Source organism: Paenibacillus sp. FSL K6-1330 (assembly GCF_037976825.1).
Lineage (GTDB): Bacteria > Bacillota > Bacilli > Paenibacillales > Paenibacillaceae > Paenibacillus_AQ.
Map to the genome: position 1 here is coordinate 3605073 of NZ_CP150269.1, position 21288 is coordinate 3626360.

Sequence of the window (21288 nt, forward strand, 5' to 3'; positions counted from 1 at the left end):
TGCCCTGTTAAGAAGGGGGATTCATCTTTGATTATATGGGTTAACGGCGCATTCGGTTCGGGTAAGACCCAGGCTGCGCATGAGCTTCAGCGAAGAATCCCGAACTCGTACGTGTACGATCCGGAGAATGCAGGTTACTTCATTCGCGATAATGTGCCGAGGGATGCCAAACGCGATGACTTCCAGCATTATCCGATGTGGAGGGAGTTTAATTACTCCATGTTTAAGTATTTGGACCAGGAATCGGATCAATTGATCATAACTCCGATGACGATAACGAACGCGGAATATTTCGATGAAATCGTTGGTAATTTGAGACGTGATGGCGTGGTCGTACAGCATTTTACATTGTGCGCCTCCAAGGAAGTACTCCTTAGACGACTGCGGAGCAGAGGGGAAGGTTCGAATTCATGGGCCGCACAACAAATTGACAGGTGTATCAGCGGGTTCTCGAATGAATTGTTCCAGCATCATATCGACACAGATCGCTTATCGATCGACCAGGTTGTAGAGACGATTGGCGCTTTGGCAAATGTGAAGTTATTGCCTGATCATCGCAGCTCAGCTAAGAAGAAACTCGATCGAATCAAAACCAAATTTGCGCATATCCGATTTTTTGGATAACAAGTAGATGGACAGGAGATAGACGGCATGAACACACCAATGGAAACAAATCCGATCTTATTGTCCTTTCCAGACAGATTTGAGACGGAACGGCTTACTATCCGTGCACCGGAGTGGGGTGACGGAGAGCATATCAATGAAGCCATACTTGAAAGTGTAGAGGAGCTTAAACCTTGGCTTCCGTTTGCAAGAAGCATTCCCACGGTGTCTGAATCTGAAGCTTACGTGCGAAAGGCTCATCTGCAGTTTATGGAGCGCAGCGATCTGGTCATGCATCTTCTGGACAAAGAAACGCTACAATTGGTTGGCAGCAGCGGATTGCATCGAATGAATTGGGAGGCCAGAACCTTCGAAATCGGTTATTGGCTCAGAAGCTCCCGAACCGGGCAAGGTCTCATGAAGGAAGCAGTCGATGGCATCACGGAATTTGCTATTCAGCATCTGGGTGCTAATCGAATCGAGATTCGCTGCGATTCCTTAAATGAACGAAGCATTAAGGTTGCGGAAAGCTGCGGGTTTACATTAGAAGGTACACTGAGAAATGTGATGCTGAGGGATTGTGGCGGATTTTCACATTTGAAGGTTTATTCTAAAGTTCGTGGTGTGGAGTATTAGCGAGAGCTGGAATATAACACAAAAAGACGATTTCTCTAATGGAGAAGTCGTCTTTTTGTGTTTTTAAGATCATTCATAATTTAATTTATAAAATATTTTATATGAAACAAAATATGTTGCCTTAACGAAAAATAAGCTTTGTATGTACGTGAAATTCAATAAAATCAAGAGGATATGAACTGATCCAAAAAGTATGACTAGTACGAATTTGTAAAATTGCATTGACAAAAACCTAAAGATGGATTATTTTTTGTACATAGGAATTAAAGTTGCATTAGGGAAAAATAATTGTACCGTTGCAGGACGAGGTTTGAGATTGTCCAAGATCGTCCAAGGATTGAGCAAACTCATTATTGATGTGGAGTGGAGGAGAAGAAGATGAAGAACAAGAGGACTAGTAGAAGCAGTATATTTATAGGGGCGGCCGCCATTCTGAGTTTGCTGCTGGTGTTATCCGCGTGCGCTTCGGGAGAAGTGAAGCAGGACGGAGCAGCGGGTGAACAGGGGGATAAGAAAATTCGCGTGGTTACAACCATTGGACAGATTGCGGAACCCATCTCCGTTATCGGAGGAGATCGGGTCGAGGTACTGAGCTTGATGGGGCCTGGCGTCGATCCGCATTTATATAATGCAACCCAAGGCGATATCAAAAAATTAGATAGCGGAGATGTTATTTTCTATAGCGGGCTTCATCTCGAAGGCAACATGACGGAAATATTCGAACAGATCGGTAAGAACAAACCTGTACTGGCGATTGCGGATGCTATCCCGAAGGATCAATTGCTGCAGGATGATACGCAGGCCATCGATCCCCATGTGTGGTTTGACATCGATCTGTGGAAAGCGTCGCTCGATTCTGCGGTAGAGAAGCTTAAGTCGCTGTCCCCGGATGACGCCGATTATTTTGAAGAGAACAAGCAGAAGTATTTTGCCCAGTTGGATGAATTGAAAGCCGAGGCCAAGGATAAGTTGAGTCAGATTCCGGAAGAGCAGCGGGTCATGGTAACCGCTCATGATGCCTTTGGATATTTCGGCCGCTTGCATGGTCTGGAGGTAGTCGGACTACAAGGCTTGAGTACGGAGGATGAAATCGGCCTCTCGGATATTAACGGAACGATCGATATTCTGCTGCAGCACAAGGTGCCTGCCGTATTCGTCGAGAGCAGCGTCAATCCGGCTTCGATTAATGCCGTCATTGAAGGTGTTGCCAAGAAAGGGTTGGATTTAAAGCTCGGAGGAGAGCTCTTCTCCGATGCCATGGGCGAAGCGGGAACAACGGAAGGAACTTATATCGGAATGTATCGTCATAATGTTGAAACAATCTATCATGCATTAACAGGAAGTGGTGAATAAAATGTCTGTACTTCAAGTTCAAGACCTCAATGCATCCTATCGTAAAAATAAAGTGCTCCACCATGTCTCCTTTAATGTGGAACAAGGCTCTTTAACCAGTATTGTCGGGCCGAATGGCGCCGGTAAATCAACGCTGTTAAAGGTCATGCTGGAGCTTCACCCCAAGCTGTCCGGTAATGTCTCATTTTTTGGATCAAGCTTAAGCAAAACCAAGACTCGTGTCGGTTATGTGCCGCAGCGCGGATCCGTGGATTGGGATTTCCCGACCGATGCACTGGATGTTGTCATGATGGGTTTATATGGCCGGGTGGGCTGGTTGAAGCGACCGAACAAGAGCCATAAGGAAAAAGCGATGGCATCGCTGGATCAAATGGGCATGGCGGACTTTGCCGACCGGCAGATCAGCCAGCTCTCCGGCGGACAGCAGCAGCGCGTATTCCTCGCTAGGGCGCTTGTCCAGGATGCCGACCTCTATTTCATGGATGAGCCGTTAGCCGGAGTGGATGCTGCAACCGAGCGGGCTATTATGACCACGCTGAAGGATCTGAAAATGGCCGGTAAAACCGTAATGGTTGTCCATCATGATCTCCAGACGGTTGAGGATTATTTTGACCATGTGCTGCTCCTGAACCGTACGGTCATTGCGCATGGGAAGACGGAAGACGTATTCACGAAGGAACATGTATACCGCGCCTACGGCGGTTCGCTTCGCTGGATGAAGGAGGCGTAACGCATGCTGAATTCATTATTATCTCCAAACACGCAATGGGTGCTATTGAGCACGTTAATCCTGGGCATGGCAGCTGGCATGATTGGCTGTCTCGCCTATTGGAAGCGGCAAAGTTTGATGAGTGACGCGTTGTCTCATGCGGCTCTTCCCGGTGTGGTGGTTGCTTTTGCATTGACGGGAAGCAAGAATCTGCTGGTGATGATACTCGGGGCTGCTGCCAGCGCATTAATCGGGGCCTGGATGATCCAGTGGATCCGTACCTCCAGCCGCATTAAGGAAGATACGGCCATGGGCATGATTCTATCTGTATTTTTCGGATTGGGCATTATGCTGCTTACAATTGTGAACCGTACAGCGGGCGGGAATCAGAGCGGACTGGATAACTTTATTTTCGGCCAGGCTGCGTCCATGGTTCGTAAGGATGTTTTTACGATGCTCATCCTGGCAGCTTTAGTTATTCTGGTCGTCTCGATTGGCTTTAAGGAATGGAAGCTGTTTCTGTTTGATCCCGATTTTGCCCGGGGATTAGGGTTGAATAGCCGTCTGATGAATACACTCTATATGGGGGTGCTCGTTCTCGTCATCGTCATTGGCATTCAGGCTGTCGGCGTCATTCTGATGGCGGCCATGCTAATCATACCTTCCGTCAGCGCAAGATATTGGACTCAATCCTTTAAAATGATGGTCATTTTGTCGGCTATATTTGGAGGCGGCTCCGGGTTTGTTGGTACCCTGGTCAGCACAATGGGGAAAGGATGGCCAACAGGACCGTTTATCGTTGTAGCCTCTTCTGTATTGTTCACGGTTTCCCTGATCTTCGGTGCTGAGAAGGGGTTGCTGATCCAGGCACTGCAGCTCCGCTCTCAGAAAAAAGAACATATGGACTCCCATAACCAACCTGTTTTAAGTCCCCGGCTGTCCGAAAGGGGGGGCAATCAATGACCTACACAGGATGGATATTGCTTACGGCCTCTCTCGTCGGATTGTCTTGCGGTATCGTTGGCGTGTTCCTGATATTGCGCAGAATGGCGATGATGGCTGATGCTATCAGTCATACTGTACTGCTTGGAATCGTAACGGCGTTTATCGTCACAAGAGAACTAAGCGGACCTCATATGCTGATCGGTGCGATTATTGCCGGATTGCTGACAGCGGTCCTCGTTCAATGGTTTCATTCCCGGGGCGTTCAGCAGGATGCATCTATCGGTGTTGTGTTTACAACCTTGTTTGCGATTGGCGTCATCCTGATTGCAACTCAGGTGGGCAATGCGCATCTGGATACCAAGCATGCCCTCATGGGCGAGATTACGTTTGTGCCTTGGGAATTGATACACGTCCCTCTATTAGGGGAGGTGCCAAAAGCTACCTTCATGCTGGCAGCCGTGCTCCTCGTCGTGCTTATCGTCATCCTGGCTTTCTATAAGGAATGGAAGATTACGTCCTTTGATCCGGCTTTGGCGGCTAGTATCGGCATTCCTGTCGTACTCATGCACTATGTATTTATGTCGCTGGTCTCCATCACAACGGTTGCATCGTTTGATGCCGTGGGAGCGATCATGGTGGTGGCTATGCTTATAACACCTGCCGCCGCGGCCTATCTATGGACGGATAAACTCTCCATCATGCTGGTGTTAAGCGGAGCATTCGGCGTCATTTCTGCATTCATGGGTTACTATGTCGCGTTATGGCTGGACACCTCCATCTCAGGCTCTATGGCATTTGCCACAGGAATTGTATTTATTCTCAGCTTTCTGTTCTCTCCGAGACATGGCGTGCTTTCCCGTTATCTTCATAAATTTAATACGCACGGCAGCGAAGAGAAACTGAACGGTGTATCCTAAAAAAAGGATGCTGTATGAAGCTTGGGCGATAAGATGCCCAGGCTTCTTTTTGTCTTCCAAAATATGGGGTGTGGTATAATCAGGAAAAAATGTCGTGTTGTGATGAATGAAGATTATTTCAGGGAGTGAGTACATATGCAGATGGAGTCAACAAGACTGGTAATCCGGGATTTTCAGGAGGAGGATTTTGCCAGTATTCATGCCTACGCCTCTGACCCGTTAGTGACCGAGTATACGATGTGGGGACCGAATACGGAAGAGGATACCTTAGAATATTTAAAGGAAATCCGCCAAATGAAAGAGCAGAGTCCCCGTGACAGTTATGAACTGGCGATCGTGCTGAAAGATAGCGGCCGTTTAATCGGGGGTGTGGGTCTTCACCGATCGAAGACGAACGCAGAGCTTGGGTACTGCTTGAATTCCGCCTATTGGCGACAGGGTTATGCTACGGAAGCTGCTAGCGTCATGTGCCGTTTTGGTTTTAAGGAGCTGGGAGTTCATCGGATCTACGCCACCTGCAGGCCGGGAAACATCGGGTCAGCAGCGGTTATGCGTCATATCGGAATGAAGCAGGAAGGGCATCTTCGGCAGCACCTATGGTTTAAAGGGGCTTACCATGATTCCTATTTATTCTCCATCCTCAAAGATGAATTCGAGATCTAAAATCTATCATATTGTTAAGGAGCTCCTGCCTACATGGATAATACCGAATTGTTGATCCGTCATAACGGAATTTCGATTTACGAGGAAGCGTCAGGTAAAGTGTATTATACCAAAGAGAATCATGTGTCCGTTGTTGTTCTGGCTAAGCATGGCGATCAACTGCTGCTAATCCGTCAATATCGCGCCGCCGTGGATGACTACGTCATTCAGTTACCCGGCGGTGGCGTATTCGAGGAGGAGGACCTGGAATCGGCAGCACGCCGAGAGATGCTGGAAGAAACGGGCTGCACATGCGGCAAGCTTTATTATCTGGGCAAGCTGTATCCGGCGTCCTGGAGATGCAATGAAGTCGCCCATGTTTATTATACCGATGAGGTGATAAGTCAAGCGGATCAACAGCTCGAGGGATACGAGCGTATTGACGTAGTAAGAATGAGCGTAACGGAATGCCTGCACCGGATTAAGGAGAACGAGCTGCAGGACTCCGAGCTGGTCTTTGCGATGATGCAAGGTTTGCTCAAGGGCTTCTTTCAGCATATATAACGGAGGTTCATATTTATGGAGTTTGTTGGGATTTTTATGACTGTGTTAAGTATCATTGTTGCCATTATTGTCATTCGTTACGCGATCAATTCATCCAAAATCATCATTAGAATGGATGCCATGATTCAAGAGATGAGAATGCTGCGAAAGGACATTAAAGAGCTGAAAGGGAACAAGCATATCGTGAATAAAAGACTGTAGTTATCAGTCAGATATAAATGAATTTTAATTGCTGCCTTTAGATGTAGATGCTTTCTACACTAAAGGCAGCTTTTTATTGTTAATGATAGACGGTTTCATCATTTTATGTTATCTCGCAAACTTGTCGGGAAGAAATCGAATATAATCTGTTAGGAGTGAGTAAGGGGGACAAAACTATGGGAAGGCACTTGCTGATCTATGATGTAGACTGGTGGATCCTTGGCAAAAATGCCAAAGTTATTCAGCAGTACCATCCATCTCTGGACCTAATGTCTATGAGTGAATTGGATCTGTATCTGGCGCATAAGAGCAGTGGGGCGTTAAATCACCAATATGAACACATATCTGCCATGTGTCTTGGCATTGCAGCTTATTGTATCTTCAAGAATGTACGGATCGATTCAGCAGTAGCCGTTTCCTACTATTATTTCAGTCAGCATTATGAAATCTTTCGAGAATGGGTGGATGAACTTATTCCAGATCCTGACTTTCTTAGATTGGTTATTCCTAAAATTGGTAAGATAGGCGCCATAAATCAGAGGCTGGCTTTAACCTTGCAGGCCGTAGCTCCGAACGCATCTGTTGAATATATAGGTCATTTCGTGGATGAAAAGTTGTTTCAACCATCGCCTACAGCTCGATTAAACAACACTTCATTCGTTATTGGATGGGCTGGAGATCCCTCGAAAATCTCTAAAAATTACAACACATTGTACATGCGAATTAAAGAACATTTCAAGAATGAGGAACGGGTCACTTTTATTGAAACTTCTAGATCCTATACCTATGAGGATATGCCGAATTTTTATCATAAGCTGGATTTGTTGTTGATCACGGGGGCCAACGAAGGAAGTGGAGCAACGGCGCTGGAAGCGTATGCTTGCGGGGTACCGGTTCTTTCCACGAATGTTGGTAATGTAAAGAACGCAGCTCACCCGAATGCTTATGCGTTGATTCTGGATAGTGACGATCCTGATGATTTTATACGCTCGATTAGACATTGGTTGAATCACTCGGTAGAGCTTCAAGAAATTGGACGGCAATGCAGGAGACAAATAGAATCAGGCTGGAGCATTGAGCATGCAATGAGCCGATGGCTCAAGGTATTGTTCAAAAAATAACATAGACATGTCGGCGAGGAGGAAGAGACGATGTTTGACCAAGTTTCCGTTCTGATTCCCTACCAGTCGGATAATGGGGGGCCGAGGGATGCTGCATTCAGGTGGGTATTGGATTTCTACACACGGACGATGCCGGATATAGAAGTATGCATCGGAAAAGTCTCTGGTAATCCATTCAGCAGGTCGAAAGCCATTAACTGTGCAGCACGTCAAGCAACCAGAAATAAGTTCATCATTGCAGATTGCGATGTTGTATATGATCCAAATCTTGTGCTGGAATCTATATCTTACTTGAATGACTATCAATGGGTTATCCCATTCAGCCGTATTTTACGGCTGCCAGAGGAGGCTTCAAAGCTAGTCCTGGCTCAGACACCTGGTTGGCCGATCTCTACGGAGCTGGGAAATCGAGATGAGAATAGTGCTTATTATTTTGGAGGATTAAATGTATTACAACGAAGTGCATATGAAGCAGTCGGGGGATATGATGAACGGTTTATCGGCTGGGGTGGGGAGGATGAAGCGTTCGCATACGCACTGGACACTCTTATCGGAACTCACGTCCGACTTGACGGGGAAATGGTGCACTTCTGGCACCCATTTGTTGGACCCGAAGGCAATCCCCATTATGAAACCAACTATGCCTTATATAAAAAATACAAAGAGGCAAAGGGACTTGTTCAATCTATGCGCAAACTGATTCCAAAAAAATAATGGCCTAATTGAGAAGGAGAGGTTGTCTATGAAACTGTCGGTGATTGTACCGGTATTGAATGAAGAAACGTTCGTCCCTTTATATATTGAAAGCGTGAGTCGTTTTGCTAATGAAATAATTATAGTGGATGGAGGAAGCACAGATGACACTTTGAAGCATATTGAGCGGTTACAGAATCTTTGTACGATCCGGCTATTTCGTTTCCAGCAGATCGGGATGCCGTACACCGAGGATTGGAATGAATCCCTAGTACGTAATTTTCTGATTGATCAGGCACAAGGAGACTGGATCATGAACTTGGATATCGATGAACTAATGGATGATCGTTTTAAGGAGGTACTGCCGCAACTTATGGGCAATAAAGAGGTGGATATATACCAGTTCCCGTTCGTCAATTTCTGGGGAGATCCGTGGACAATTCGGATTAACAGTCTAGGCGATGAGCGTTGGTCCAATGATATAACGAGGATGTGGAGGGCGAATAAAGGAATCCGTTATCGTGACGAGAAACATCATTGTACGCTAGAGGCGGCCGAGGGCCAGAGTATATGGAGCATTCCAAGAGGGCGAAGTGATGTGTTTATATACCACTACCATTACGCTTTAGGAAGAAAGATCAAATTTAATGATAATCGGAGAAAAGACGTTAATTTACTCGAAAACGAAGGTATGCCAGATTGGAGTTACAAGCATTCCGAATACGAGATTGTCACAGCGCCGTTTCAAGGTCAGCATCCTGAAGTGGTTCGGCGTTACCTGAAGGCAATTGGATTCGAACCTCATTAAAACTAAAAAGCCCCTAACCATGTTTCTGAACTAGCTTCTGAGCTAGCATCGGAAATTCATGGGGGGCTTTTAATTTTCGTTTATATATTTTTTGTAAGCGAGATGACATTGCGGACAACTTGAGTCACTTGTGTGTCCTTCAACACATCGATTTCGGGTAAGCGGGATAAAAGAGCTATAAGCTGATGATCGTGATAACAAAGCGAATCCGCGACAAAGTGATCAGAATACAGGTGTGGGAAAATGTCGGTTGAACCGCAGTACAGCACATGATCAAATGTGACAAGCGAGAATAAATCGATTCGGTTTGTGAAGTACAGTTGAGGCCCCACTTTGCGCGTACCAATGACTTGGTTGCCGTGATATACATGCGTATATACGATGACATAAAGATTCTCATCCTCAGTCAATCCTTTGACGATTTTCTGCCATCGTCTTGAATTTGTCTCCCATATTTTTTCACCCAGAACCAATGCGAACTGCTTCCCTGTATCTCGGACTCGATTCGCAATATCCTCTGGCTGATCCGCTAAATGAAAGGTGCTGTGGGGACCTTTCGGTGTTCTCCAGGATTTGTTCCATTTCTGTTCATAGTATGCCTTATTATCATTCCATATCGATTCGTACACCTGCGGCCTCAATTCTTTAATGGTGGCACTGCCGTAATGATATACAAAAGCATCCTCAACGATAGCCAGACGGTATCCTGCATATCGGACACGCTCACAGTAATCATCATCCTCGAACATGCCAATTCCATAGGCCGGATCAAGAGCCCCAACTTGTTCCCATACACTCCGTTTTATAGCCACACAGAAAAATCCAAGTAAATCGGTATATCTGATTTTCTGACGGTACAATTCATAAAAATCATGTAACCAACGAGCATCGGCCCCGTATACTGTGTCGCCTATGAAATGATCAAGCGCTTGATCATTACCCACACAATTGGACATGGGACCCGTCATTCCGATTTGCGGGTCTTCGTGAAATGGCCGAAGCAATCTGGAAATCCAACTGCCATCTGGTACGATGGTATCGTTGTTTAGCAGAATCATATACTGGCCCGTCGACTTCTGGCATCCAAGTGTGTTGCCTGCGGCAAAACCAAGATTATCAGGAGACGATATAACTTTAATTAGCGGATTGCTAAGTGCTTTAAGTTGTAGAGAAGTCTGATCCGTCGAGGCATTATCAACAATAACAACTTCAAGGTTAGGATAATGCCCCTTTTGAAACAAACTACGAAGACACTGCTCAGTGTATGACCATTTATTATGAACAACAATAATAACGCTAACCTTGGGAAACAGATGCTGGATAATGTTTTCGTTCAAAACCTTGTATCTTTGAACCCAGTTATTATGCCGGACGAAATCTTGCTTGCGTTTGATTAATTCCGTACCGGTGTCCTGAAGCGCTTCTTGAATCGCCTGCTCGAATTCCTTCGGTGTATGTGCTATGGAGACAATATCGGAAGCAATTGCTTCAACTTCTGGAAGGTGGGTAGATACGACTGGTTTTCCTGCAGCTAGATATTCGTACAGTTTAACAGGATTGGTAGCCTTAGTAAGCATATTCTTCATGAAAGGAATTAACGCTACTTGGAATCGATGTAAATAGCTCGGAAGCTCATGATAGGGCTTTTCGCCCAAAAATATTACGTTGTCCAGCTTCTCGATCTGAGAGGTATCACAACCAAAAGTGTGTCCGATCAGAACAAATGTCCATTCCGGTCGATTTCTAGCCACTGTTTCGATTAGACGTATATCGAACCAGTCGGAAATCGCCCCATAGTAACCGATTATCGGTTGCTCTATGGACTCAAGCTCCATCAAAGGTTCTTTGGGCGGCATCGAAAAGTGAGTAATATCTGCTGCGTTGCGGATAAGAACGGTGGATGGATTATATGCAGTAGCCCAATCATACAAGTGCTGAGAAGACGTTACGACAAGTCCCGCTTCCCGAAGCAGGCGTTCCTCCTGATGGAGCATTTCGGGCTCATTTGTCGAGAAGCCCGCATGATGATCCATGCAATCATACACGATTTGATGTTGCTCCATAGCCATGACAAGTGGTGTCCAGAACGGCAAATCAACAATGGATACCAATTGGGATATGCCGAATTTGGCTCGTACGTGCTCAATAGACCATTTCAGGTATTGGATATCCCAATGACTCATCTTATCTTTATATAGATTTAGAGGCTGATTTGCGCACAGAGTAACGAGCCATACGTTTCGATCGATGTTCTTGATGTTGACTAAGCGGCTTACCTCTTCTTTGGAAGCCTCTTCCTTGCGTAAACCAATGATCTCTGTTGTTACATAGAAGACACGATGCCCCTGTTGAGCGAATTGTTCTGATAATTGTTGTGGACGTTGCCATCGGAACTGCCAGTCAATGACAGGAAAGCGAATAATATCGTATAGGGGAGCTTTCGTTGGCATGATAACCTCCGATACCGGAGGCGCAGACGATTTAGGAGCAGACGCGGATTGAAACGGGTCAGCGGATTGTTGATGAGTTGATTGTGATAGGGATACCAGAGGTACCGAGTGAACCGACCGTTTCTTCTTGTTCACCTTAGGAGTTGATTTACGATGCTTAATCTGACGAGGCCTCATGCGATTAGTCGAAGATCTGCGACGGTTGACCATGATTTTATTCAAGAGTAGCCTCCTCTCTCGTGTGTGATTGTCTCTTTAACAAAGTATGAATCACCCATAGTATCTGTATGGGTAGAACACCAATTGACATTGGATTTATCAAAATGGGTGCGGAAGTATCCAGTATTCAAATATCTTGGTGGATGATGTCCAGATCTATGCTGTAGGCCGTTTTCTTATCTTTGGTTATTCGAGTTTCCATTGTAATGATTTATACATATTGTACCAGTGACTATATGGAGGGAGGCCGCAATTGTGAGGAGATATTGGAACCGAAGCCATCAAAGCGATTGCAAGGTCATTGTAGGTAAGAGAAAACGTAAGCATGGTAAAAAGCCAATTCCAGTATTGAGTAAGCTGAATAGGTTACGCTGGCGATTGATTAAGAGCATTTCTCAGATTAAATTACAGCTCAGACGACTTGCCATACGGGTAAATACACTTCAGGAGCAAGTAGAAAGCAGCTATGCAGAGCGAGGTAATGTCATTGCCTATTTAAGATCGCGACTTAATACGCGTATAACCATCGAAACTCCTGCAGGTCCAATTTTCGGTACATTGGTATCCATTGGTGAAGATTATATTCAAATCTCGGAGCCTAACGGAAGCATTGCCATTATACCGCAACGTAGTATCTTATCCATTGAATAATGATAAATAGGGAGGGAAGAGAAGATGGATTTTTCGGAGATACTGGCAACTTTCCTCGGTAGGACGGTAGAGGTTATCCAGGCCAATCAGTTCCTTCAAGGACAATTATTATCAGCTACAGCTGGATTGATCACGGTTCAGGTAGTAAGCTCAAATTATTTGCCAACATCAAGACAGGTTACCATAATTAACGATAATATATCGTTAGTCCGTATACTTCCTCAGTGATTTCTCGAATGGTGAACTTTACAAGATCTATTTCAATAAATCTAATTCAATATGTCGCTCATGGCGTTCTTCCATTTCTCATAGTAATTAAGATGCCGATGTGTCATGCTGGAGCTTCTTAACCTTCTATGATAGAGCGGTTGAGGAACATGATGAACCGGATGGAAGCAGGAAACCTTGGATAACATCTCGATATCTTCGTATAGACGTCCTTCGAAAGGGACCATGGTGTTCCAACCTCCTACCTGCTTGAGTATAGAGACGTTGAACATTCTTGGGGCGACTGCAACGGCTTCAGCGAGGAGTCGCCTGGAGGAGAAATGGGATGGTCCAGTTCTGATACCCTGGTAAAGGAGCTGTTTATTCATCCGCTCAAGCCATTCAACATGATTCGCATAGAATACACCAACATTCCGCTCCTTGCATGCTTCATGTAGAAGGACTTCCAGACAATCAGGTGACATCCAATCATCGGCATCCAACTCAAGAAACCAGGAACCCCTCGCCATTTGAAGTGCTCTGTTCAGGGCATGAGCTTTACCCAGGTTTTGATTTTGTCTCACTGTATTTATTCTTGAATCAACAGGGAGTCTCGCCAGAATACTTGAAGTATCATCACTTGAACCGTCATCGACAATGATCAGCTCCCAAGCTGTGATCGTCTGTGATAATACGGAGCGAATAGCCCATGGCAAGTATTCACCGTCGTTATATGTGCATAGAGCAATGGTAACTATTGGAGAGTTTTGTCTTTCATCTATATACTGAACACGGGATGAAGCATGGAGAAGCGGGGAGATTGCGTTCCATTCCTCAGCTTCCCTCATCCAAGCAGGGGCAGCGCGTTGATGGTATAGGATCCCATCGGAATCAACTTCCGTCCATTCATATCGGGTGGACAGCTGGATCTGTTTATCGATCAACACGTACTTCTGGAATGGCAGCTGCTCTTTTGTCGTAAAACCCGGTATCTGCCCATTCATGACCATCTCCGTGCGCCATAACAGGGGTCCACGGGGAAAAGGGGAGGATGGAAGATGACTGTGGTTGGATAGAGCCGGTTGACCTGTAATAGAAACGGGATTCATTATGCAGCCGGCTGAGCGGTCACTGCATGTACTAAGCCATCGTTCGATTTCTTTGTTTGCATGTGGCTGAACAGAATCTCCCGCATAGAGGGTCACGAACCACGGATCAGTCTCCAGGGATAGCGTCTCATTCATGATCGCTGCAGCCTCTTCTTCGCTAGGGATCACTATAGATTGGGCATATGAAAATACACGTTGAACCGAGGACGCGGTATTTACGCTTAAATGAGGATATAAACCTGGAAGAATAAACACCAGCATGACCGTTCAGCTCCTTACTGTATTCATCTTAGTTGTTACTAAACGGATATCTTTAACACAATTCTGTTTATCGTATGCCCACATGCGTAAGGCGGATACAACTCGCTTATAACATCCTCTAAGTTGCGACGTTATAGTAAATCAGGAATAATAGAGCTTAGAAGCAGGAAGCTGGGATGGGGGAAATTGAATCAAATGAAATCAACTCATAGTCATATTATTCAGAAAGCTCAAGATTTTGCGCGCACAGTGCACGAAAGGGATGCAAGCGGTCATGATTGGTGGCATGTGCAGCGTGTCACCCGAATCGCCCGACTCCTGGCGTATCTTGAAGGCGCGAATCCATACATATGTGAATTGTCAGCATATCTCCATGACGTAGCTGACGAGAAGCTGAATGAATCAAAGGAAGCAGGTTACGAGCGGGTTCAGCAGTGGTTGCAGCAAGCCGGTGTGGAAGCATCTGACCAGGAAACCGTGTTGGAGATTATCAGCACGATGTCATTCTCTGGCGGAACGGGGAGCGCCATGCGTACATTAGAAGGGCAAATTGTACAGGATGCAGACCGTCTGGATGCGATTGGCGCAATCGGTATTGCCCGTACATTTGCTTATTCCGGATGGAAGGGACAAAGCATGTATGATCCATTCATTCCTCTTCGGGAGCAAATGACACCAGAGGAATATCGAAAAGGCAAAAGCACGGCCATTAACCACTTCTATGAAAAGCTATTAAAGCTGAAGGACAAGATGAATACGGAATCGGCAAGGCTGTTGGCAGATGGCAAGCATCAAAGTCTCGAGCTCTTTCTCCAGTTGTTCGATAAAGAGTGGGCAATGGGGAATGAAGCCTACCTGCACGAATCCCCGATTCATCGCGGGAATGTATCGCGTGTCCATATTGCGTTCGATGATTCAACGGCAGGGTCGTTAAAGATGCTGCTGCGCTCGAAACCGGGAGAAATCGTAGTTACATTGCACGATGACCTCATGATCGGACCGCTCCCGAAGGACCATGATTTCTCCCGTTCGTTCTCTATCCGAAATAAGTGGTTTCAGGAACGATATAGCATTACGCATGCGGATGACAGAAAATTAACGATGCTGCAAGCTGCCTTCGCTTGGCTGACCTTGCCCCAGCAGCTGAACGAGCTGCCGTGCTTGATATGGGCAGGGGATTCCGCCTCGGAACAACTTGGCTTACGCAGGTTGTTGTCTTTGATACCAGATCATCCTGATGCCATATTGGTGAATGCGACAAGTGTGCTTCACAAGCAGAACCCGAACATTTGGTATCGGGGGACATTCGAGATGGCTATAGATAAACTTCAAACGGTGCTGGACACAGCCGAGCATGTTCCATTGTCGCCGCAAGCTCAGGCTGGCTATCGTGCGGATTGGCAGCGTCTCGTAAACGATGATGGGTTCCTGCGCGTGCTTCAAGGCGAGGAGTTACGCACCGTTCCTGAATCTTACTATGATGCAGATATACTGCAAGCCGCATATCGCCTTGAGGCTAGACACGGGTTCTTCAAGAAATCAGCCCGCATTATTGGCGAGGTGATCGGAATGGGTGAATTAACCGTTTCCGACTCTTTCATTGAGTATCGGGTCCGACATCTGATTCAGGAAGGGGCTTTAACCTATAACGGCGAGCTGACAGCGATGCGAAACTACAGCATCTCCCTTGTAGATGCATCGACTCCCGAGGAGCGGTGGACCCATGCACAGCGCCTGGCCAAGGTCGTGAAGCTGAAGTCGCTGATGAGTGAGATGATGGAGATCCATTTTGCAGAAAGAGGTCTCATGGAAGAAATACGCCAGTTGGATGCAGAGGGACTGGGATCATCTGTTTCCACCAACCCGGAAGCTTTTAGGAGCAGCATACAAACTCAAATCGATAACCTATTGAGGACTTATCAACATCATCAAGAACAACGTGTGTCCTTCATGGGTTCCCTGGAGAAGGTGTTAACCCAGATCGATGAAACGACTTCTAAAGAATAGATTAAGCATATTCGTACAAGGTTGGAATCTTAATATCACTAGGCAGAGAGAAGATTGTGGAAAGCGGTGGAGTTATGTTATTTACGGATCAGCAGATTCAAAGCATAAGAGAACAAGCGCTTGGGATGGACAAGCATCGACAAGTAACGCCCGAAGTGCTGGCAACTATATACGATCATCGTTTATTTCATTTGTTTGTGCCCGATGAGCTTGAAGGAAGAATGACCTCACTGCCGGAGGCTGCACGCATTTTTCAGGAGAGTGCCAGGATCGACGGTAACCTGGGATGGCTGGTTACGATTGGAGCAGGTGGAGGATTCTTCGCGGCACTGATGAGCCAGGAGGTGAGTCGCCGCGTATTCGCACACCGCGAAGCGGTGATTGCGGGCAGCGGGATGCCGACAGGCACGGCAAGACAGGTGGACGGCGGATATATTGTGAACGGCAGCTGGAAGTATTGCAGCGGTTCTACCTATGCAACGACCTTTACAGCCAATGCAGTTATTGAACCGGATTCCGCGGTACAAGATAAAGCTGGCGTACCGACAACAGATCAGGGCGAGCCCCATATTCGTTCCTTTATCCTGAATCCTGATCAAGTCGAGATTCTGGAGGATTGGAATGCCTTCGGACTGCGGGCAACGGCGAGTCATACGTTATCCGCTGTGGATGCATTCGTGCCGGTGGAGATGACGTTCTCCCTTACGGAAACCCAAGGGTATGAGAACGAAATGATCTATCAATATCCCTTCCTTCCGTTTGCCCAAGTATCTTTTGCTGGAGTCGCCGTTGGGATCGCCGAGCATTTCCTGGAGGCAGCCGAATCACTTGCGACACAGAGAAGGAGCTCTTCTCATGTGATCGGCAAGCTGGAGGAGCGTAAAGCAATGTTGGAGCAATCCGTTTCGGATTTTTATAAGACGGTGGAAGGCTCTTGGGAGGAGCTGCTGAATAACGGTGAATTATCGAAAACAACAGAAGAAGAGGTGACCGCCCGCAGCATAGCAGCAGCCCAAACAGCGTTATCCTGCGGCCAACAGGTGTTCCCGCTCTTGGGTTTATCCGCTGCGATGGAAGATGCCGAAATCAATCGCTGCTGGAGGGATCTTCAGACGGCATGCTCGCATGCGCTGCTAAGAAACTTCTGATGGAGAAGTAAACCATTGGGATGTATAACACTTTAGAAGCAAAACCATGAGCCGCATACCAAGCAGCTCATGGTTTTTATGTTGATCTGCTGCTAATTCCATACCCCGAAAAGCACAATTATTCAGTATTCCCGTAGGAGGCCCGGTCCTCACCCAACAAAGGTAGTGACACTGCCCATTCCCATATTACCGAAACTTTCCGTAATCTTTAATGTGCACATCAAACAAGCATTCCACCGGAATTTTTTGAAGCTCCTGCCGCCAGTTCATTTTTTTCCATTGTTCATAGCCAACCCGATTTCGAACATATGTGCCGATTCCGAGATTATCCACCTGATGTTTTTTCATCAACGCAATCATGGCATCGCCTTTTTTTGAAATATATTGACTGATTCGCTGCTCCAGCTCGCGCCGTTCCCGGGCGTTATTTAACCTAGCATCTCCGATGTATTCCAGAACAGAGCCGGTAACCTTCACATGATACGTAACCTTCTCAACGCCTTGAACTCCGCGGGTAACCTTGACTTTTCGTGTGCTGATCAATGAACTGAACATGACGTTTTCCTTCTTGCCGTTAATCTCCGTCAGATCAATACTAATTTGGCCTTCTCTGAATTTGCTTTTTAGAAAAGCGAAAACCAATGCGTCCTGAGGTTCGATCTTCGTAACATAACGATCGTCTCTAAACAAGGCGATGCCATTCGTGGTGATATAATTGTTCCCATGCTTCTTAATAATCGGAGCAACAGGGTCTACGCCTTGATCAAAAAAATCCCTGGCGAAGTTAAATAACGTGACCTTTGGAATGGTTTGTCCGAGTGCTTCCTTCTCAAGCAACATATCGATATATCGGCCGGTCCGCGGGTGCTGCTTGTAATCGTCAATCAGCAATTCGCCTGCACTGCCTTCAACCACGCTGATTTTTACCTGTGAAGAGATGGAAGGATCCCGAAACAAGGTATCCAGATGACCGTGCAGTCCGTTTTCCGCCAACGAAATACCGAACAGCACATTACGCAATTGTCCACTCACCAGCAACATCCCCGTTTGTCTGGACATGATCATTCTCGCTTCCTTGCTGCTCTTGGCTGTTGCTATCAGCACTTCGCGCTTAGCGGAAGTCTCCGGATCCGCTTGGGGTATGGAGACCGAGAAGCTTAACTCGCCATTCGGGAGCATATCATAGCTGGTCGTTTGGATGAATCCCAGATCTTCCAAAATGCGTTGATCCCCGCAGCCGAATATAGGGAGGATACACAGTAGGAGGAGCAAACACGTACATTTTTTTAACATATCACATCACACTGCCTTTTTGCGCCGCTGCCATAGCAGCAGAAGAATTAATATCAACGGCATTATGTAGGCAAACCCTATCTGGATGTATCCCAGATACATAAGCCATTCCCTGATCGTGTTCAATACGGTTGGAATGTAGGAGATGAGCAAAGCAACTAAAATGATAAAGAAATAGTGTACATTGATTTTGATCTTCGGGAAGACTCTTTGGGTGCTTTCGCCAGCCGCCCAGAAGTAAAGGACTAGGGTGATAATGGTTGTAAACAGGAAGAAGCCGTAGAAAAGGTTCTCGATTCGCTCAATGAATGGAAGCTTGATGTAAGCCAGAAGATCCAGTAACGGGAACAACATGACCTTAAGCATATCCGAGCCAATTACACCAAACGTAACAAAGCCCGAGAGCGTATAGGATACCGTACGAATTAAATTTCCATAGAATACCGCCCTGAACAGTTTGGTCTTCTTATCGGTATAGGGAATCAAAAGTAAGCACAGCTCATAACCCAAGTATGCCAAATAAATTTGAAAAAGACCTTCGGTCATGCTGTAACTGTCTTTAAAAATATAGGGGGTTAATCTCTCTATTCTGAATTCCCCTACATAATAAAGCAAAAGCAAGCTCATCCAGATGGTGCTCCAGAAGAAAACGGTCGAAGCCTTGGAAATGTTATATAGCCCTTTGGTCAGCAGTATAAATGCAAGAACATCGATCGCAATCTTGAACACCATAGGGTTGGTTGTCGGAAACGCGAACATCTGAAAGATCAGTACATACTCCTTGGCGACGAGACAGCCGATCAGCGCCCATACCGTACTGATTGCCAGATAGAAGGGGGTTAGAATGAACTTGGGAATGCTTTTCTCCAATATGACGAAGATCGACTGTCCTTTGCCCAGCCGGTACACCCAATACATCATGTAAATATTCAGACAGACCAGAAGGGAAACCGGGATGGTGATAAGCCAACCGTTCGTACCAAAATATTTGGCTTCGACCTGGGTAATGCTGAATACATATACACCCGTTTGAATCATATAGATTAGGATCGCGGTATGAAACTGGGAGAGTTTTTCTTTCAATTGTCCTCACCTCTTCATTTTTAACTTCACTTTGTTTCTGGCTTTGACTTGGGTTGGCCGCTTGGCCAATGCGGAAAAAGGCAGTCTCATGAATACGTCTTTCCAATCATAGGGCTCAAAGGGAGCAATGGGTGATAAGTAGGAGGCGCCGACACTCGTCAAACCACTTAAGTGAATGACTATATAGGCCAATCCAAGAGCCAATCCCATATTTCCCCATAATCCAGCCATTACAATAAGTGCGAAACGGAACAGGCGAAAGGATGCACTCATCACATAGTTGGGAATAACAAAGGAGGCAATCGCCGAAGAGGCGACGGCAATGATTAGAATGTTACTTGTTAATCCTGCTTGCACAGCAGCTTGTCCTATAACGATACCGCCTACGATACCAATGGTTTGACCGATCTTGGTAGGCAGTCTCGCCCCGGCCTCCCGCAATAGCTCTATGGTAGTCTCCATCAGCAACGCTTCAAAAATCGGGGGGAAAGGCACTTTACTTCTGGACTCTGTCAGTGTCAAGATAAGATTTTCCGGAATCATTTCATAGTGAAAGGAGGTCACTGATACGTAAAGGGCTGTCAACGTCACCGTAATCAGGAGCGCTGCAAACCTCAAGAACAAGGATGCCGTGCCTATGCTCCACCGTTGGTAATAATCATCGGAGGATGAGAAGAATTCAAAAAAGTTGACCGGGGCGCTGAAGGCAGTGGGGCTTCCGTCCATAATTCCCACGATACGACCCGAAACCAGCTTCGATGCGATCGTATCCGGCCGCTCGGTGGTCAGAAATTGTGCAAAGATCGAATACGGATCATCATCAATGCACTGAATCAGCATGTTCGCATCATGGATAGCATCGATTTCGATATCCTCAATTCGCTTTATCACTTCTTTTACGTAGTTCTCATTTGCGATGTCTTGGATGTAAAGAACATAGACATCAGATTTGCTTACTTCACCAACGGACAATTTAATGACTTTGAGATGAGAACTCTGAACTCGCTTCCGGATCAACGACAGATTTGTATAAGCTTGTTCGGTAAAAGCCTCGTGCGGCCCGATAATGATGGATTCCGTTTCGGACTCAGCAACCGTACGTGATATTGGGAAAATAACATCGATCAGGTATGCTTTGTCCTCATAAAAGAATAGAGCCATGCCGTCAAGAATGCTCTCCACGCATTTTTTAGTATCCGTCACATGCTCATACTGGGATTGCTGCGTCAACGGTTCTAGCGGTGTATCGGAATTCAATAAAGGAGGAAGGAGATCACGCTCCAGTCGATCCTCATTGACTAAATGACTGAAATACAGTACATGCAAACGTTCATTATGATAGGTTTTATGGACAAAATCGGCGGCATGATCAAATTGGTCGATGATATGCTGCAGCGTCAGCCTATCATCTTCCTGGGGGTTAGGATCTTGCTGATTTTCGTGAGTTTGGCCTTCTTCTGAATACTCATGGCTAACCAGAAAGATGGATTTTAATTTCTGTTTCATCCCCACGCCTTTTCACCTCGGATTTCCTGCATAGTCTGTCACAGTGTGTGTACTTTGCGCTGGATTTATCCAACGAATCCCATGTCGAATGAAGAAGAATGTAAGCGGGGATCTTAGGCTTGACAGACGAACGCTAGATCATCTAGAGGTGTAACGAGGAGG

The 21288-nt window shown here is 46.1% G+C and carries 20 protein-coding genes; 15 read left to right on the plus strand and 5 right to left on the minus strand.

The genetic code is table 11. The features are described from left to right. Positions 1-27 precede the first annotated feature (27 nt). The 12 genes from NYE54_RS16330 (at position 28) to NYE54_RS16385 (ending at position 9192) form a co-directional block, all read left to right on the plus strand. Positions 28-624 carry an AAA family ATPase gene (locus tag NYE54_RS16330; RefSeq protein WP_339273228.1) on the plus strand — a complete coding sequence of 199 codons (597 nt, stop codon included), beginning with the start codon at positions 28-30 and terminating at the stop codon, positions 622-624. Positions 625-651: 27 nt separating this feature from the next. Further along, entirely contained in the window at positions 652-1239 is a 588-nt protein-coding gene (locus NYE54_RS16335) for a GNAT family N-acetyltransferase (RefSeq protein WP_339273230.1), read from the plus strand. A gap of 378 nt (positions 1240-1617) precedes the next feature. Next, positions 1618-2592, plus strand: a complete 975-nt coding sequence (locus NYE54_RS16340; RefSeq protein WP_339273232.1) for a zinc ABC transporter substrate-binding protein — start codon at positions 1618-1620, stop codon at positions 2590-2592. A gap of 1 nt (position 2593) precedes the next feature. Next, on the plus strand, positions 2594-3322 hold the full coding sequence (locus tag NYE54_RS16345; RefSeq protein ID WP_326114982.1) for a metal ABC transporter ATP-binding protein: 729 nt from the start codon (positions 2594-2596) through the stop codon (positions 3320-3322). A gap of 3 nt (positions 3323-3325) precedes the next feature. After that, entirely contained in the window at positions 3326-4264 is a 939-nt protein-coding gene (locus tag NYE54_RS16350) for a metal ABC transporter permease (protein ID WP_076323423.1), read from the plus strand. Beyond that, positions 4261-5163, plus strand: a complete 903-nt coding sequence (locus NYE54_RS16355; RefSeq protein ID WP_339273235.1) for a metal ABC transporter permease — start codon at positions 4261-4263, stop codon at positions 5161-5163. Before NYE54_RS16350 ends, NYE54_RS16355 begins: the two co-directional genes overlap by 4 nt. A 135-nt stretch (positions 5164-5298) precedes the next feature. Then, a complete protein-coding gene (locus NYE54_RS16360; protein WP_339273237.1) occupies positions 5299-5826 on the plus strand; it encodes a GNAT family protein in 528 nt (175 codons plus the stop codon). 33 nt (positions 5827-5859) lie between these two features. Continuing rightward, entirely contained in the window at positions 5860-6369 is a 510-nt protein-coding gene (locus tag NYE54_RS16365) for an NUDIX hydrolase (RefSeq protein ID WP_339273239.1), read from the plus strand. A gap of 15 nt (positions 6370-6384) precedes the next feature. After that, positions 6385-6570: a hypothetical protein gene (locus NYE54_RS16370; protein WP_339273241.1), complete on the plus strand. Its 186-nt coding sequence runs from the start codon at positions 6385-6387 to the stop codon at positions 6568-6570. Positions 6571-6746: 176 nt separating this feature from the next. Next, positions 6747-7691: a glycosyltransferase family 4 protein gene (locus NYE54_RS16375; protein ID WP_339273243.1), complete on the plus strand. Its 945-nt coding sequence runs from the start codon at positions 6747-6749 to the stop codon at positions 7689-7691. 30 nt (positions 7692-7721) lie between these two features. Next, on the plus strand, positions 7722-8405 hold the full coding sequence (locus tag NYE54_RS16380; RefSeq protein WP_339273245.1) for a galactosyltransferase-related protein: 684 nt from the start codon (positions 7722-7724) through the stop codon (positions 8403-8405). A gap of 28 nt (positions 8406-8433) precedes the next feature. Further along, positions 8434-9192: a glycosyltransferase gene (locus NYE54_RS16385; RefSeq protein WP_339273247.1), complete on the plus strand. Its 759-nt coding sequence runs from the start codon at positions 8434-8436 to the stop codon at positions 9190-9192. A gap of 80 nt (positions 9193-9272) precedes the next feature. On the opposite strand, the gene NYE54_RS16390 is transcribed toward NYE54_RS16385, so the two are convergent. Continuing rightward, positions 9273-11864 (minus strand): glycosyltransferase, encoded by a 2592-nt coding sequence (locus NYE54_RS16390; protein ID WP_339273248.1) that lies wholly within the window; start codon positions 11862-11864, stop codon positions 9273-9275. Between the two features lie 252 nt (positions 11865-12116). Between NYE54_RS16390 and NYE54_RS16395 the strand changes: the two genes are divergently transcribed. Further along, entirely contained in the window at positions 12117-12512 is a 396-nt protein-coding gene (locus tag NYE54_RS16395) for a hypothetical protein (RefSeq protein ID WP_339273249.1), read from the plus strand. A 269-nt stretch (positions 12513-12781) separates the two neighbouring features. On the opposite strand, the gene NYE54_RS16400 is transcribed toward NYE54_RS16395, so the two are convergent. Continuing rightward, positions 12782-14089 (minus strand): glycosyltransferase family 2 protein, encoded by a 1308-nt coding sequence (locus tag NYE54_RS16400; RefSeq protein ID WP_251035889.1) that lies wholly within the window; start codon positions 14087-14089, stop codon positions 12782-12784. 195 nt (positions 14090-14284) lie between these two features. Here NYE54_RS16400 and NYE54_RS16405 point away from each other — a divergent pair, with 195 nt between their 5' ends. Both NYE54_RS16405 and NYE54_RS16410 read left to right on the plus strand, forming a co-directional pair. Continuing rightward, on the plus strand, positions 14285-16096 hold the full coding sequence (locus NYE54_RS16405) for a DUF3658 domain-containing protein (protein WP_339273251.1): 1812 nt from the start codon (positions 14285-14287) through the stop codon (positions 16094-16096). Positions 16097-16170: 74 nt separating this feature from the next. Further along, complete coding sequence (locus tag NYE54_RS16410; protein ID WP_339273252.1) at positions 16171-17244, plus strand: acyl-CoA dehydrogenase; 1074 nt, start codon at positions 16171-16173, stop codon at positions 17242-17244. Between the two features lie 186 nt (positions 17245-17430). Here the strand turns inward: NYE54_RS16410 and NYE54_RS16415 are convergent, their stop codons facing one another. The 3 genes from NYE54_RS16415 to NYE54_RS16425 are packed head-to-tail and all read right to left on the minus strand — an operon-like array spanning position 17431 to position 21126. Beyond that, positions 17431-18537 (minus strand): Ger(x)C family spore germination protein, encoded by a 1107-nt coding sequence (locus tag NYE54_RS16415; protein ID WP_339273253.1) that lies wholly within the window; start codon positions 18535-18537, stop codon positions 17431-17433. A gap of 6 nt (positions 18538-18543) precedes the next feature. Further along, a complete protein-coding gene (locus NYE54_RS16420) occupies positions 18544-19620 on the minus strand; it encodes a GerAB/ArcD/ProY family transporter (protein WP_339273254.1) in 1077 nt (358 codons plus the stop codon). 6 nt (positions 19621-19626) lie between these two features. Beyond that, complete coding sequence (locus NYE54_RS16425) at positions 19627-21126, minus strand: spore germination protein (RefSeq protein ID WP_339273255.1); 1500 nt, start codon at positions 21124-21126, stop codon at positions 19627-19629. Positions 21127-21288: the final 162 nt, after the last annotated feature.